General features: G+C 65.2%; 11 protein-coding genes and 2 rRNA genes (1 of these 13 only partly in view). 5 read left to right on the top strand and 8 right to left on the bottom strand.

Features of this window, described 5'->3' with window-relative positions; genetic code table 11:
- Window positions 1-113: 113 nt before the first annotated feature.
- Complete coding sequence (gene glyS, locus ACQKDV_RS05045; RefSeq protein ID WP_427782690.1) at window positions 114-2189, bottom strand: glycine--tRNA ligase subunit beta; 2076 nt, start codon at window positions 2187-2189, stop codon at window positions 114-116.
- Between the two features lie 71 nt (window positions 2190-2260).
- On the bottom strand, window positions 2261-3172 hold the full coding sequence (gene glyQ, locus ACQKDV_RS05040; RefSeq protein WP_427782689.1) for a glycine--tRNA ligase subunit alpha: 912 nt from the start codon (window positions 3170-3172) through the stop codon (window positions 2261-2263).
- Between the two features lie 83 nt (window positions 3173-3255).
- Here glyQ and ACQKDV_RS05035 point away from each other — a divergent pair, with 83 nt between their 5' ends.
- The 3 genes from ACQKDV_RS05035 to ACQKDV_RS05025 are packed head-to-tail and all read left to right on the top strand — an operon-like array spanning window position 3256 to window position 6765.
- On the top strand, window positions 3256-5085 hold the full coding sequence (locus tag ACQKDV_RS05035) for a GspE/PulE family protein (protein ID WP_427782688.1): 1830 nt from the start codon (window positions 3256-3258) through the stop codon (window positions 5083-5085).
- Window positions 5057-5803 (top strand): glutamine amidotransferase, encoded by a 747-nt coding sequence (locus ACQKDV_RS05030; protein ID WP_427782687.1) that lies wholly within the window; start codon window positions 5057-5059, stop codon window positions 5801-5803. The genes ACQKDV_RS05035 and ACQKDV_RS05030 overlap by 29 nt, the downstream gene beginning before the upstream one ends.
- Window positions 5804-5853: 50 nt before the next feature.
- Complete coding sequence (locus tag ACQKDV_RS05025) at window positions 5854-6765, top strand: BPSS1780 family membrane protein (protein WP_427782686.1); 912 nt, start codon at window positions 5854-5856, stop codon at window positions 6763-6765.
- Between the two features lie 105 nt (window positions 6766-6870).
- Here ACQKDV_RS05025 and tatC read toward each other — a convergent pair whose 3' ends face one another.
- From tatC to ACQKDV_RS05005, 4 genes are all read right to left on the bottom strand, one after another.
- On the bottom strand, window positions 6871-7620 hold the full coding sequence (gene tatC / locus ACQKDV_RS05020; RefSeq protein WP_427782685.1) for a twin-arginine translocase subunit TatC: 750 nt from the start codon (window positions 7618-7620) through the stop codon (window positions 6871-6873).
- Window positions 7617-8090: a Sec-independent protein translocase protein TatB gene (gene tatB, locus ACQKDV_RS05015; protein WP_427782684.1), complete on the bottom strand. Its 474-nt coding sequence runs from the start codon at window positions 8088-8090 to the stop codon at window positions 7617-7619. Before tatB ends, tatC begins: the two co-directional genes overlap by 4 nt.
- Before the next feature lie 15 nt (window positions 8091-8105).
- Entirely contained in the window at window positions 8106-8333 is a 228-nt protein-coding gene (gene tatA, locus ACQKDV_RS05010; RefSeq protein ID WP_427782683.1) for a Sec-independent protein translocase subunit TatA, read from the bottom strand.
- 74 nt (window positions 8334-8407) lie between these two features.
- Window positions 8408-9292 carry a lipid-binding SYLF domain-containing protein gene (locus ACQKDV_RS05005; RefSeq protein ID WP_427782682.1) on the bottom strand — a complete coding sequence of 295 codons (885 nt, stop codon included), beginning with the start codon at window positions 9290-9292 and terminating at the stop codon, window positions 8408-8410.
- 165 nt (window positions 9293-9457) lie between these two features.
- On the opposite strand from ACQKDV_RS05005, the gene hemH reads away from it, so the two are divergent.
- Window positions 9458-10420 (top strand): ferrochelatase, encoded by a 963-nt coding sequence (hemH, locus tag ACQKDV_RS05000; protein WP_427782704.1) that lies wholly within the window; start codon window positions 9458-9460, stop codon window positions 10418-10420.
- On the top strand, window positions 10417-11262 hold the full coding sequence (locus ACQKDV_RS04995) for an alpha/beta fold hydrolase (protein WP_427782681.1): 846 nt from the start codon (window positions 10417-10419) through the stop codon (window positions 11260-11262). The genes hemH and ACQKDV_RS04995 overlap by 4 nt, the downstream gene beginning before the upstream one ends.
- Window positions 11263-11398: 136 nt before the next feature.
- Here the strand turns inward: ACQKDV_RS04995 and rrf are convergent.
- Window positions 11399-11513 (bottom strand): 5S ribosomal RNA (rrf, locus tag ACQKDV_RS04990).
- Between the two features lie 125 nt (window positions 11514-11638).
- A 23S ribosomal RNA gene (locus ACQKDV_RS04985) occupies window positions 11639-14239 on the bottom strand; it runs 280 nt beyond the window's last position.

The raw sequence follows: 14239 nt of genomic DNA, 5'->3' as shown, positions 1-14239 counted from the left end.
CACGCCTCTCTGCCGACCTGTGGCCGGCAACCATGGAAATGCCGGCCAGCGGCCGGCACTACCGATTCATCCACGCCCCGTAGATCCACGCCATGCGTGGATGGGCATTCCCCTCAGCTCGACAGATGCTCGATCGCCGCCACCGCGCCCAGCCGCTCGCCCAGCATCGTCAGCAGCGCCAGGCGGTTGCCACGCAGCGCCGGGTCTTCGGCATTCACCATCACCCCATCGAAGAACGCATCGACCTGCGGGCGCAGGCGGGCCAGGCGCGCCAGCACGGCCACGTAGTCCTTCTGGTGCAGGCTGGCGCCGGTATCGTCGATGGCTGCGGTCACCGCTTCGGCCAGCGCGCGCTCGGCATCTTCCTGCAGCAGCGACGCATCGATCTGGCCCGGAATATCACCCTCGGCCTTGCGCAGGATGTTGCGGATGCGCTTGTTGGCTGCTGCCAGCGCCTCGGCTTCCGGCAGCGCGGCGAACGTGCCGATCGCATCCAGGCGGCGGTCGAAGTCGTACAGCGAGGCCGGCTTCAGCTCGGCCACTGCGTTGAAGTGCGTGGCCGGCACGCCCTTGTCGGCGTAGTAGCCCTTCAGGCGGTCGAGGATGAAGTCGTACAGCTCGCCCACGTCGGCCTGCACGCTGCGTGCGGCCAGGCCCGCGTTGGCACTGGCCAGCAGTGCGCGCAGGTCCAGCTCGAAACCGCTCTCGATGATGGTGCGGGCCAGGCCCAGCGCGTTGCGGCGCAGGGCAAACGGGTCCTTGTTGCCGGTCGGCTTCAGGCCTGCGGCGAAACCACCGGCCAGGGTGTCCACGCGCTCGGCAATGGCCAGCACCTTGCCCAGCGGCGACAGCGCGATGTCATCGCCACCGAAGCGCGGCTGGTAGGCCTCGTCGATGGCCAGCGCCACCTCCGGCGATTCGCCCCCGGCCACGGCGTAGTGGCGGCCGGCGATGCCCTGCAGCTCCGGGAATTCATTGACCATGCGCGACTGCAGGTCGTTCTTGGCCAGCTGCGCGGCACGCTTGGCCAGCACCGGGTCGGCACCGACCTGCGGCGCGATCACTTCGGCCAGCGCCGACACGCGCGCCACCTTGTCGGCCACGCTGCCCAGCTTGGCCTGGTAGGTCACCGTCTTCAGGCCATCACCCATCGATTCCAGGCCCTGCTTCAGGTCCTCGTCGAAGAAGAACTTGGCATCGGCAAAGCGCGGGCGGATCACGCGCTCGTAGCCCTTGGCCACTTCGGCCACGTCCTTCGATTCGATGTTGGCGATGCCGATGAACTTCTCGGTCAGCTTGCCGCTGTCATCCAGCACCGGGAAGAACTTCTGGTTGATCTCCATCGTCTCGATCAGCGCTTCCTGCGGCACCGCCAGGAACGCGCGCTCGAAGCTGCACAGCACCGCCGCCGGCCACTCGACCAGGTTCACCACCTGCTCCAGGTTGTCCTCGGTGATGCGGGCGCTGCCACCGGCCTGGCCAGCAGCGGCCTCGACCTCGGCCACGATGCGCTCGCGGCGCTCGGCCGGGTCGACCAGCACCTTGGCCGCACGCAGCGATTCCACGTAATCCTGCGGCTGGCTCAGCCACACGGTCTTGTCGTGGTGGAAGCGGTGGCCGCGGCTCATGCGGTCGGCCTTCAGGCCGAACAGCTCGGCCTCGACCACGTCGGCGCCGTGCAGCAGCACCAGCCAGTGCGCCGGGCGGGCGAAGCCCCAGTCGTGGTCACCCCAGCGCATCGGCTTGGGAATCGGCATCGCGGCGATGGCTTCGCGCAGGATCTCAGGCAGCAGCGCGGCGGTGCGCGCGCCCGGGCTCACCGCACGGTGCACGAAGCGCTCGCCCTTGTTGTCACTGGTCTTTTCCAGCGCGGTCCAGTCGATCCCGGCCTTGGCGGCAAAACCCTGCAGCGCCTTGGTCGGCTGGCCTTCGGCGTCCAGCGCGATGTTCAGGTACGGGCCCAGCACTTCGCTGCGCTGTTCGGGCTGTTCCAGGCCGACGCCGGGCAGCAGCACGGCCAGGCGGCGCGGGGTCGACAGCGGGCGGGCATCACCCAGTTCCAGTTCGACGCCGCGCTTGCGCAGGCCGTCGACAACGCCGTCGAAGAAGGCCTGGGCCAGGCCCGGCAGCGCCTTTACGGGCAGCTCTTCGGTGCCCAGTTCGATCAGCAGGGGGGACAGTTGGCTCATCGTTTCAATCCTGTGGTGGGGGCGCAGCGCGCAACGCGACCGGCGCCCGGAAGTGGTGGAAAGCGCGGCCCTCAGGCCTTCTTCGCGCCCGGGAAGCCCAGCTTCTCGCGCTGCTCGTAGTAGGCCTTGGCCACCGCCTGGGCCAACGCACGCACGCGCAGGATGTAGCGCTGGCGTTCGGTCACGCTGATCGCGCGGCGCGCATCGAGCAGGTTGAAGGTGTGGCTGGCCTTCATCACCTGTTCGTAGGCCGGCAGCGGCAGGTTCACCTCCACCAGCTTCTGCGCCTCGCGCTCGCACGCGTCGAAGCGGTGGAACATCTCTTCCACGTCGGCGTGTTCGAAGTTGTAGGTGCTCTGCTCCACTTCGTTCTGGTGGTACACATCGCCGTAGGTCACCGGCTGGCCGTCCGGGCCGTAGGTCCAGACCAGGTCGTAGACGTTGTCGCAGTTCTGCAGGTACATGCACAGGCGCTCGAGACCGTAGGTGATCTCGCCCAGCACCGGGCGGCATTCCAGGCCGCCGGCCTGCTGGAAGTAGGTGAACTGCGTCACTTCCATGCTGTTGAGCCAGACTTCCCAGCCCAGGCCCCAGGCGCCCAGGGTCGGCGACTCCCAGTTGTCCTCGACGAAGCGCAGATCGTGCACCAGCGGGTCGATGCCCAGTGCCTTCAGCGAATCCAGGTACAGCTGCTGGATGTTGTCCGGCGCCGGCTTCATCGCCACCTGGTACTGGTAGTAGCGCTGCAGGCGGTTCGGGTTCTCGCCGTAGCGGCCGTCGGTCGGGCGGCGCGAAGGCTGCACATAGGCCGCGTTCCAGCCTTCCGGGCCGATCGCACGCAGGAAGGTGGCCGGGTGGAACGTACCGGCGCCCACCTCCAGGTCGAGCGGCTGGATGAGCACGCAGCCCTGCTGGGCCCAGAACTGGTTCAGGGTCTGGATCAGGCCCTGGAAGGTGATCGGAACGGTCGGGGTCGCGGACATGCGGACGATTCTTGGCCGGCAGAGGGGTGCGCTAGTATAACGGCCGACCTGCGGGGCATTCCGTACCCGGGAGGAGCAGGCAGATGGAACACCGGCTGCCGGCAGGCACGCCCGGGGCACCGGCCCCGTTGCCGCCAGGGCGCCTGCAGTTCGAGCAGGTGGCCGCTGCCGCACTGGCCGATGGCCTCATCGCCGAACATGACCGCGACCGCGTGCGCTTTTCCGCACAGGGCGCGCGCAATGCCAGCGAGGTGCATCCACTGGTGCTGCTGTCCAACCTCAAGCTGGCCGCCAGCGAGGGCGGCGAGCTGAGCCTGGAACGCCTGACCGAATGGCTGGCCCGGCGCACCGGCTGCCGCTACCTGCGCATCGACCCGACCCGCGTCGACGTCGCCGCGGCCACCGCCGTGGCCTCGCACGCCTATGCCCGCCGCCACCGCTTCCTGCCACTGGCGGTGGATGCCGAACGCGTGCTGGTGGCTACCAGCGAGCCGCTGGCGCAGGAATGGCGCCGCGACCTGCAGCACCTGACCCGGCGCCAGATCGAACTGGCGATGGTCAACCCGCTGGACCTGCACCGCTACACCATGGAGTTCTTCGGGGTCACCCGCTCGGTGCGCGGGGCCCGCGGCGATGTGCGCGGCGAAGCCAATGCCACCCTGCCCAGCTTCGAACAGCTGGTCGAGCTGGGCCGCGCCGGCGACGTCAACGCCGACGACCAGCACATCGTCCACATCGTCGACTGGCTGCTGCAGTACGCCTATGAACAGCGCGCCTCGGACATCCACCTGGAACCGCGCCGCGAGATGGGGCGCATGCGCTTCCGCATCGACGGCGTGCTGCACAAGGTGTTCGAGGTGCCGCCGGCGGTGATGACCGCCGTGGTCAGCCGCATCAAGGTGCTCGGCCGCATGGATCTGGCCGAGCGCCGGCGCCCGCAGGACGGCCGCATCAAGACCCGTTCGCCGGGCGGCCGCGAGGTCGAGATGCGCCTGTCGACCATGCCCACCGCCTTCGGCGAGAAGTGCGTGATGCGCATCTTCGACCCGGATGCGGCGTTCAAGAGCATCGACCAGCTCGGTTTCAGCCCGCAGGAAGCCGCCGGCTGGACCGCCCTGGTCGAGCGCCCGCACGGCATCGTGCTGGTCACCGGCCCCACCGGTTCGGGCAAGACCACCACCCTGTATTCCACCCTGAAGCGGCTGGCCACGCCGGACGTGAACGTGTGCACCGTGGAAGACCCGATCGAGATGATCTCGCCGGAGTTCAACCAGATGCAGGTGCAGGCCAACATCGACCTGGACTTCGCCAGCGGCGTGCGCACCCTGCTGCGGCAGGACCCGGACATCATCATGATCGGCGAGATCCGCGACCTGGAAACCGCGCAGATGGCGGTGCAGGCCTCGCTGACCGGCCACCTGGTGCTCTCCACCCTGCACACCAACGATGCAGCGTCGGCCATCACCCGCCTGCTCGACATCGGCGTGCCGCACTACCTGCTGGCCAGCACCATCAACGGCATCCTGGCCCAGCGCCTGGTGCGCACCCTGTGCCCGCACTGCAAGCAGCCGCACACCCTCGGCCCGTCCGACTGGGCGGTGCTGACTGATAGCCATGCTGCATATCCAGATGCCGCCACGCCCTGTCGGCCGGTCGGCTGCCTGGAGTGCCGGCGCACCGGTTTCCTCGGCCGTATCGGCCTGTATGAGTTGCTGCCATTGGGTTCGCGGCTGCGCAGGCTGATCCGCGCAGACATGGATCTGGCCGCTTTCGGCCGTGCCGCGCAGGCTGAAGGACTGCGCACCCTGCGCCAGGCGGGGCTTGAAAAGGTGGCGCAGGGGCTGACTACAATCGAGGAAGTCCTGTCAGTCCTGCCGCCCCCGGATGAATCCAGCTCCGTTCCTGATCCTTGAAACCGGCCGCCCGGTGCCCTCGCTGCGGCGCTATGGCCGTTTTCCGCACTGGATCCGCGTGGCCGCCGGGCTGGAAGAACACGAGACGGTGGTGGTGGATGTCGAACACGGTGGCCAGCTGCCCGACGCCCGCGCCTTCGCCGGCGTGCTGGTGACCGGCTCTGCGGCCTACGTCACCGACCACGCCGAGTGGAGCGAGCGCAGCGCCGCGTGGCTGCGCCAGGTTGCCCATGACGGCATGCCGGTGTTCGGCATCTGCTACGGCCACCAGCTGCTGGCGCATGCGCTCGGCGGCGAAGTGGCCTACAACCCGGCCGGGCGCGAGTCGGGCACGATCGAACTGGCGCTGGACCCGGCCGCCGCCGAGGATCCGCTGTTCGGCGGCCTGCCCAGCCATTTTCCGGCGCACGCCACCCATCTGCAGACCGTACTGCGTGCGCCCGACGGTGCGGCCGTGCTGGCGCGCTCGCCGCTGGATGGCTGCCATGCCTTCCGCTGGGGCCGCCAGGCCTGGGGCGTGCAGTTCCATCCCGAGTTCGCCACCCACCACATGCGCGGCTACATCCGTGCGCGCGCCGACTGCATCGGCCGCCATGGCGGCTGCGCACGCAGCATCGAACGCGCGGTCAGTGCCGCACCGCTGGCCCGCCAGCTGCTGCGCCGCTTCGTCCGCCAGGCCCGCCAGTCTTCAGCCCAGCCGGTCGCAAAACAGGGATAATCGGCGGCACGGGCAGCCGCCCGGCCCCTCCTGTCCCTCCCCGGATGTCCATGAAAGAGATTCGCAAGCTGCCGGCTTCGGCGGGCGCCCAGTGGTTGCTGGATACGTTCTCGCTGTACCGGCGCGCGCCGCTGCAGCTGGCCCGGATCGGCCTCACCTGGCTGGTGGTCAGCTGGGTGGTCACCCTGCTGTCGACCCTGATCCCGGGCGCTGCCGGCCTGGCCGTGCAGTTGATGACCCTGGCCATTTCACCGGTGATGTTCGGCGGCATGCTCCATGCCATGGGCGAGATCGATGAAGGCCGCCCCGGCCTGGCCTCGCACCTGCTGCAGCCGATCCGCGACCACCGCGTCAGCCACCTGCTGGTGCCCCTGGCCATCCAGGTGCTGGCGGTCCTGCTGCTGGGCGTGCTGCTGTACCTGATGATCGGCCGCGAAGGCTTTGCCGCCTTCAGCGAGGTCATGACCAAGATGGAACAGATCAGCCGCAGCGGCCAGCAGATCAGTCCGGATGATGCAGCCAGCCTGGTGGCCAACCTGCCGGCCAAGCGCATCGCGCTGTGGCTGCTGCTGGTGTTCGTCACCGCCGTGGGCATGTCGCTGGCGATGTTCACCCAGCCGGCGCTGGTGGTGTTCGACAAGCAGAGCGGCATGCACGCGCTGCGCCTGAGCCTGCAGGGCTGCATCGAGAACATCGTGGCGATGGTCGTGTTCGCGTTGCTGGGCCTGATCGCCGCGTTCTGCGGTTACATCCTGTTCGTCATCGTCATCCAGATCGCGATGCTGATCGGCGGCCCGCTGGCGGCGGCCTTCATTGCCCAGCTGGTGTTGACCACGGTGGTGATGCCGCTGTACGTCGGCGCGGTCTATGCCGCCTGGAAGCAGATGTTCGTCCACCGCGGCAGCCGCGCCGTACCGCCGGTGCCGGCCCCCCCGCCGCAGAACGACGTCTTCCACGCCTGACCTGCAACGCAGTAGATCCACGCCATGCGTGGATAAAAAAGGGGACGGAGGGGATTAAGTCGTGAATGCACACACGACTTAATCCCCTCCGTCCCCTTTTTTGCTTTACGCAGCGGGTTTGTTCACCGCTGACGACGGCACCAGCCAGCGTGCGGCATGGATGCCCAGCTCGTACAGCAGGCACATCGGAATCGCCAGCATCAGCTGCGATACCACGTCCGGCGGAGTCAGCACCGCAGCCAGCACGAAGATGCCGACGACCGCGTAGCCGCGGCCTTCCTTGAACTGCTGCGGCGTCACCCAGCCCAGCAGCACCAGGATCACCATCGCCACCGGCAGTTCGAAACTGCCACCGAAGGCAAAGAAGATGGCCAGCACGAAATCCAGGTAGGCATTCGCGTCCGGGGTGATCGCGATCACTTCCGGGCTGAAGGTGGTGAGGAAGTGGAATACCGCCGGCAGCACCAGGAAGTAGGCAAACGCGCAGCCGGTGTAGAACAGCAGCACCGACGACACCAGCAGCGGCACGGCCAGGCGTTTCTCGCGCGCGTACAGGCCAGGCGCCACGAAGGCCCACAGCTGGTACAGCAGCCACGGCACGGCCACGAACAGAGCGACGAAGCAGGTCAGCTTCAGCGGCGCGAAGAAGGCACCGGCCGGGTTGGTGGCAATCATCGTCTGCCCGTTCGGCAGCTGCGATACCAGCGGTTCGGCCAGCGCGTTGTACAGCTTCTGGGTGAACGGCAACAGCCCCAGCAGCACCACGCCGAAGCCCAGCAGCGCGCGGATCAGGCGCGCGCGCAGTTCGACCAGGTGCTCGACCAGCGAGCTTTCGCCAAAATCATGTTCGCTCATGGCTGGCGCTCCGGCGGAATGGGCGCATCGGCCACGGAGTTCGCCGGAGCATCCGCGGCGACGTCGGTAGAGGTGGGCGGCATCGAACCGCCGTCCTGCGCCGCTGCGGGCATCGCGGGGTCTTCGGCCAGATGTGGCGGCGTCTGCGCCGGCGCCGGCGCGCGCACCTGCTGGGCCAGGGCATCGCCATGCTGTTGCGCCTGCGCGGCCTCGCGGCGGACTGCTTCACCACTGGCACGCAGCTGGCTCTCGGTGTCCTGCATGCTCTGCCGCACGTCCTGCATCTGCCGCTTGATCTCCTCGGCCTGCAGTTCGCGCTCCAGTTCCTGCTTCACCGAATCCCACTGGTTGCGGGCGCGGCGCACCCACAGGCCGGCGAAGCGGGCCGCCTTGGGCAGGCGCTCGGGACCGAGCACCACCAAGGCGACCACCGCGATCACCAGCAGTTCGCTGAAACCAATATCAAACACCGCAACCGCTCCGGATCAACGCGCGTTGCGGTCGTGCTCGTCCTGCGCGGTGCGCGAGGCGTCCTGGCTGCGCGATTCGTCGCCCAGCTGCGCCGACGGCGTGTCGTCGTCGCGCATGCCCTTCTTGAATTCCTTGACCGCCGAGCCGAGATCCTTGGCGCCACTGGTCAGCCGCTTGGTGCCGAACACCAACAGAACCACGGCCAGGACAATCAACCAATGCCAGATGCTGAAACCGCCCATAAAGACGCTCGTTACGTAGTGATCAGGCTGTCGAGCATAGCGCACCGGCTGTAAGCCGGCGCGCGTGACGAAAGTCAGTTGCCGCCCAGGGTCTCGGTACGGATCTCGCCGTCGCCGACCGGCTGGAAGCCCTGCTGCGGCGGCGGGTTCTGCGGTACGTTCTGCAGCGGGGCGGTCGTCGCTTCGGCCGGGGCCGGCATCGGTGCCTGAACAGGCGCCTGGGCCGGCGGCGGCGGCGGTGCGCTGGCGGTGCCACCGTTGCCGGTACGGTTGTTGCGCGCGGCGTAGGTAGCCTCTTCCAGGCGGTCACGGAAGGCGACCACGTCCATCGACGGCGACCCGGCCGAGCGGCCTTCGAAGATCATCCGCGGGGTGGTATTGCTGCCGTAGGCATCCAGGTTGGCGGCATCGTCGATCTGCAGCACCGCGCCATCCAGCGCCACACCGGCGAACAGGCCGCGCGCGCGCGACCACGACCAGATTTCGGCTTTCAGCTGGCCATCGGTGGCAGCGGCGGCATTGCGGCCCACTGGACCGGCGGCCACGCCGGCATCGGCGCCCAGGGTGAACTTGCCATTGACCAGATTGTCCAGGCTGCGGTCGTTGCGGAACACCAGCACCACGTCGGAGGACTGCACGCCGGCCTGGAAGCCGATGCTGCCGCCGGTGAGCTTGATGAACACCGGGTTGGACCAGGCGCCATTGGGCATGCGCACCGACATCAGACCGTGGCCTCGACGGCCACCGATGACCAGACCTGCCTTGATCGTGTCGGGAATGACGATGACCGCGCGGCCTTCGTCGAGCAACTTGTCAGGAATCCCCTGCTCGGGAATTTCCTGGATTTCCGCCAGCACACGCACCGCGTTGCGGGCGCGCTGGTCTTCCTGCGGTCCGGCCATGGCCTGGCTGGACAGCAGGCTGGCGGCGATCAGCAGGGCTTGGATCGGGCGACGCATGGCGGGCTCCAGAAGTCAGTCCATAGGAAGATATAGCAAGTGACTGAAATTAGTAGCGTTGTGATGAATATCCAATGAGCGCCGCCACTGCGCATTGGCGTCCTGCATCGACACCTTCCACACCGTGCATGCCGACGCGGCGCTGGATAGGCGACAATGTCGGACATGCTCGACGCACCCGATACCGCCGTGCTGGCGGTCAACCTAGGCACGCCCGAGACGCCGACGGCTCCCGCCGTACGCCGTTATCTGGCTGAATTCCTTTCCGACCCCCGCGTGGTCTCGATTCCGGCGCTGCTCTGGCAGCCCTTGCTGCGCGGGCTCATCCTGCCGCTGCGCAGCGGTCGTTCAGCGGCCAAATACGCCCTGGTGTGGCTGCCGGAAGGCTCGCCATTGATGGTGCATACCCGCCGCCTGGCCGAAGCCATGCAGGCCCTGCTGCCGACGCTGCGGGTTCGCCACGCCATGCGCTACGGCGCGCCCGCGCTCACCGCCGAGCTCGACCGTCTGGTTGCCGAAGGGGTGCGCCGCATCGTCGTACTGCCGCTGTACCCGCAGTATTCGACCACCACCACGGCGTCGATCGAGGATCGCGTCGATGCCTGGCAGCGTCGCCATCCCGGCATCACCGTCAGCCTGGTGCAGGACTATTCGGTCGACCCGGACTGGGTCGCGGCCGTCGCCGGCTCCATCCAGCGCTACTGGCAGCAGCATGGCCGTGGCCAGAAGCTGGTGTTTTCCTTCCACGGCATCCCGCAGCGGCTGGCCGATGCCGGCGATCCGTACCCTGCGCGCTGCGAAGCCAGCGCGCAGGCCATCGCCAAGGCACTGGGCCTGGGCGCGGACGACTGGCAGCTCGGCTACCAGTCGCGCTTCGGCCGCGAACGCTGGCTGCAGCCGTATGCAGAACCCAGCCTGTGGGCGCTGGCCGAGTCGGGCGTGAAGCAGATCGACGTGGTCTGTCCGGGCTTCGCCACCGACTGCCTGGAAACGCTGGAAGAAGTCGCCATGGGTTTCACTGAAACCCTGGCCGAGCGCGGCGCGCAGATGCGCTACATCCCCTGCCTGAACGACGAACCCGAACACGCCCGAGCGCTGGCCCGCCTGGCAGTGGCATCGCTGGCATGAGCCTGCAGCCGTTCCAGATCGAGATCCATGGCGCGCGCGTGGCCGGCCTGCGCGGCGGCCATCCCGGCGGCACCCGCGTCCTCGCCCTGCACGGCTGGTTGGACAACGCGGCCAGCTTTGTGCCGCTGGCACCGCATCTGGCTGGCGTGGAACTGGTGGCCATCGATCTGCCCGGCCACGGCCACAGCGCCCACCTGCCTGCCGGAGCGGTCTACACCACGCCTGCGGCCATCACCCATGTGCTGGATGTCGCCGATGCGCTGGGCTGGGATCGCTTCACCTTGATGGGCCACTCGATGGGCGCGGGCATCGCCAGCCTCACCGCGGCCGTCAGCGATCGCGTCGAGCGGTTGATCGCCATTGAAGCGCTGGGTGGCCTGCGCGGGCCGGAAGAAGAAACCGCCGACCGCCTGCGCGAGCATGTGAATGCCAGCCGCGCCCTGGGCCGCAAGCAGTTGCGCGTGTTTCCGGTATTGGCCGCGCCCATCCGCGCGCGGATGATGACCAACCAGCTCAGCGAGGGCTGTGCCCGCCTGTTGGTTGAACGCGGCGTGGAGCCGGTGGAAGGCGGCTATCGCTGGTGCAGCGATCCGCGTCTGATGCTGCCCAAAGCCATCCGCCTCAGCGAAGGCCAGATCGACAACCTGCTGCAGGCCATCGCCTGCCCTACCCAGGTGATCTACGCCACGCCAGCGCAGTCCTACTACCCGGAGCCGGGTCGCAGCCAGCGCCTGCAGCACCTGCGTGATGGCCGCCTGGCGGTGTTCCCGGGCAACCACCACCTGCATATGGAACATCCGGCGCAGATTGCGGCCGTGATCAACGGTTTTCTCGCTGGTTGATTACCGCACATCCACGCGTGGCGTGGATCTACTGCGTCATCGGCCCATCGTGGGCCGAACGGTAGTGCCGGCCGCTGGCCGGCAACGCACAAAGAAAAAACCCCGCTGCGTGAGCAGCGGGGTTTTGGGGTGTAAACCCTGGCGATGACCTACTCTCGCATGGCTTGAGCCACACTACCATCGGCGCAGCTGCGTTTCACTTCCGAGTTCGGGATGGGATCGGGTGGTTCCACAGCGCTGATTTCACCAGGGAGGCTTTTGGAGAGTCGCACTCGTCCCTTGGGACAAGGCGCCAGCCTCGCATGGATCTTGTGACGTAGCGTGCACTTGGATGCTCTTACGACGTTGTCGTAAAGCCAAGGCAACTTGAGGTTATATGGTCAAGCCTCTCGGATCATTAGTATCAGTTAGCTCAATACATTGCTGTACTTACACACCTGACCTATCAACCACGTAGTCTACATGGTTCCTTCAGGGGGCTTGTGCCCCGGGAGATCTCATCTTGAGGCGCGCTTCCCGCTTAGATGCTTTCAGCGGTTATCGCTTCCGAACATAGCTACCCGGCAATGCCACTGGCGTGACAACCGGAACACCAGAGGTTCGTCCACTCCGGTCCTCTCGTACTAGGAGCAGCCCCTCTCAAATCTCCAACGCCCATGGCAGATAGGGACCGAACTGTCTCACGACGTTCTGAACCCAGCTCGCGTACCACTTTAAATGGCGAACAGCCATACCCTTGGGACCGACTACAGCCCCAGGATGTGATGAGCCGACATCGAGGTGCCAAACACCGCCGTCGATATGAACTCTTGGGCGGTATCAGCCTGTTATCCCCGGAGTACCTTTTATCCGTTGAGCGATGGCCCTTCCATACAGAACCACCGGATCACTAAGTCCTAGTTTCCTACCTGCTTGATCCGTCGATCTTGCAGTCAAGCACGCTTATGCCTTTGCACACAGTGCGCGATGTCCGACCGCGCTGAGCGTACCTTCGAGCTCCTCCGTTACTCTTTAGGAGGAGACCGCCCCAGTCAAACTACCCACCATACACGGTCCCCGACCCAGATAATGGGCCCAGGTTAGAACGTCAAGCACGACAGGGTGGTATTTCAAGGATGGCTCCACTGCAGCTAGCGCCACAGTTTCATAGCCTCCCACCTATCCTACACAGACGAACTCAACGTTCAGTGTAAAGCTATAGTAAAGGTTCACGGGGTCTTTCCGTCTTGCCACGGGAACGCTGCATCTTCACAGCGATTTCAATTTCACTGAGTCTCGGGTGGAGACAGCGCCGCTGTCGTTACGCCATTCGTGCAGGTCGGAACTTACCCGACAAGGAATTTCGCTACCTTAGGACCGTTATAGTTACGGCCGCCGTTTACTGGGGCTTCGATCAAGAGCTTCGCCTTGCGGCTGACCCCATCAATTAACCTTCCAGCACCGGGCAGGCGTCACACCCTATACGTCCACTTTCGTGTTTGCAGAGTGCTGTGTTTTTGATAAACAGTCGCAGCGGCCTGGTTACTGCGACCCTCTTCAGCTATAGCTCGCACGAGCCACCAAAAAGGGTGCACCTTCTCCCGAAGTTACGGTGCCATGTTGCCTAGTTCCTTCACCCGAGTTCTCTCAAGCGCCTGAGAATTCTCATCCTACCCACCTGTGTCGGTTTACGGTACGGTCTGCGTAAGCTGAAGCTTAGGAGCTTTTCCTGGAAGCGTGGTATCAGTGACTTTGCCATAAAGGCTCGTCTCGGTGCTCGGTCTTAAAGGATCCCGGATTTGCCAAAGATCCAAACCTACCGCCTTTCCCCAGGACAACCAACGCCTGGTACACCTAACCTTCTCCGTCCCTCCATCGCACTTACGCGAGGTGCAGGAATATTAACCTGCTTCCCATCGACTACGACTTTCGTCCTCGCCTTAGGGGCCGACTCACCCTGCGCCGATTAACGTTGCGCAAGGAAACCTTGGGCTTTCGGCGTGCGGGTTTTTCACCCGCATTATCGTTACTCATGTCAGCATTCGCACTTCCGATACCTCCAGCAGACTTCTCAATCCACCTTCAACGGCTTACGGAACGCTCCTCTACCGCGTACATATAAATATGCACACCCCAAGCTTCGGTTCTGTGCTTAGCCCCGTTAAATCTTCCCCGCAGACCGACTCGACCAGTGAGCTATTACGCTTTCTTTAAAGGGTGGCTGCTTCTAAGCCAACCTCCTGGCTGTCTGTGCCTTTCCACATGGTTTTCCACTTAGCACAAAATTTGGGACCTTAGCTGTGGGTCTGGGTTGTTTCCCTTTTCACGACGGACGTTAGCACCCGCCGTGTGTCTCCCATACAGTCCGTCTCGGTATTCGGAGTTTGCAATGGTTTGGTAAGTCGCGATGACCCCCTAGCCATAACAGTGCTCTACCCCCGAGAGGATACATATGAGGCGCTACCTAAATAGCTTTCGAGGAGAACCAGCTATCTCCGGGTTCGATTAGCTTTTCACTCCTAATCACACCTCATCCCCTACCTTTGCAACGGGAGTGGGTTCGGGCCTCCAGTGCGTGTTACCGCACCTTCACCCTGGGCATGACTAGATCACCCGGTTTCGGGTCTACTGCCCGCGACTATGCGCCCTTATCAGACTCGGTTTCCCTTCGCCTCCCCTATACGGTTAAGCTTGCCACGAACAGTAAGTCGCTGACCCATTATACAAAAGGTACGCAGTCACTCCTTGCGGAGCTCCTACTGCTTGTACGCACACGGTTTCAGGTTCTATTTCACTCCCCTCTCCGGGGTTCTTTTCGCCTTTCCCTCACGGTACTGGTTCACTATCGGTCGGTCAGTAGTATTTAGCCTTGGAGGATGGTCCCCCCATGTTCAGACAGGGTTTCACGTGCCCCGCCCTACTCGTCTTCACTGAAATGGCCCTTTCAGATACAGGGCTATCACCTTCTATGGCCACTCTTTCCAGAGTGTTTTCCTAG

Source organism: Stenotrophomonas sp. NPDC077659, from assembly GCF_050268705.1.
Taxonomy (GTDB): Bacteria; Pseudomonadota; Gammaproteobacteria; order Xanthomonadales; family Xanthomonadaceae; genus Stenotrophomonas.
Note: the sequence above shows the minus strand (reverse complement) of the source record. Positions and strands in the feature narration are given on the sequence as shown.

Coding starts and splice junctions, on each gene's coding strand:
- glyS (WP_427782690.1), bottom strand. CDS start 2,189: ATGAGCCAACTGTCCCCCCTGCTGATCGAACTGGGCACCGAAGAGCTG.
- ACQKDV_RS05025 (WP_427782686.1), top strand. CDS start 5,854: ATGAAAGAGATTCGCAAGCTGCCGGCTTCGGCGGGCGCCCAGTGGTTG.
- hemH (WP_427782704.1), top strand. CDS start 9,458: ATGCTCGACGCACCCGATACCGCCGTGCTGGCGGTCAACCTAGGCACG.
- tatC (WP_427782685.1), bottom strand. CDS start 7,620: ATGAGCGAACATGATTTTGGCGAAAGCTCGCTGGTCGAGCACCTGGTC.
- tatA (WP_427782683.1), bottom strand. CDS start 8,333: ATGGGCGGTTTCAGCATCTGGCATTGGTTGATTGTCCTGGCCGTGGTT.
- ACQKDV_RS04995 (WP_427782681.1), top strand. CDS start 10,417: ATGAGCCTGCAGCCGTTCCAGATCGAGATCCATGGCGCGCGCGTGGCC.
- glyQ (WP_427782689.1), bottom strand. CDS start 3,172: ATGTCCGCGACCCCGACCGTTCCGATCACCTTCCAGGGCCTGATCCAG.
- ACQKDV_RS05030 (WP_427782687.1), top strand. CDS start 5,057: ATGAATCCAGCTCCGTTCCTGATCCTTGAAACCGGCCGCCCGGTGCCC.
- ACQKDV_RS05005 (WP_427782682.1), bottom strand. CDS start 9,292: ATGCGTCGCCCGATCCAAGCCCTGCTGATCGCCGCCAGCCTGCTGTCC.
- ACQKDV_RS05035 (WP_427782688.1), top strand. CDS start 3,256: ATGGAACACCGGCTGCCGGCAGGCACGCCCGGGGCACCGGCCCCGTTG.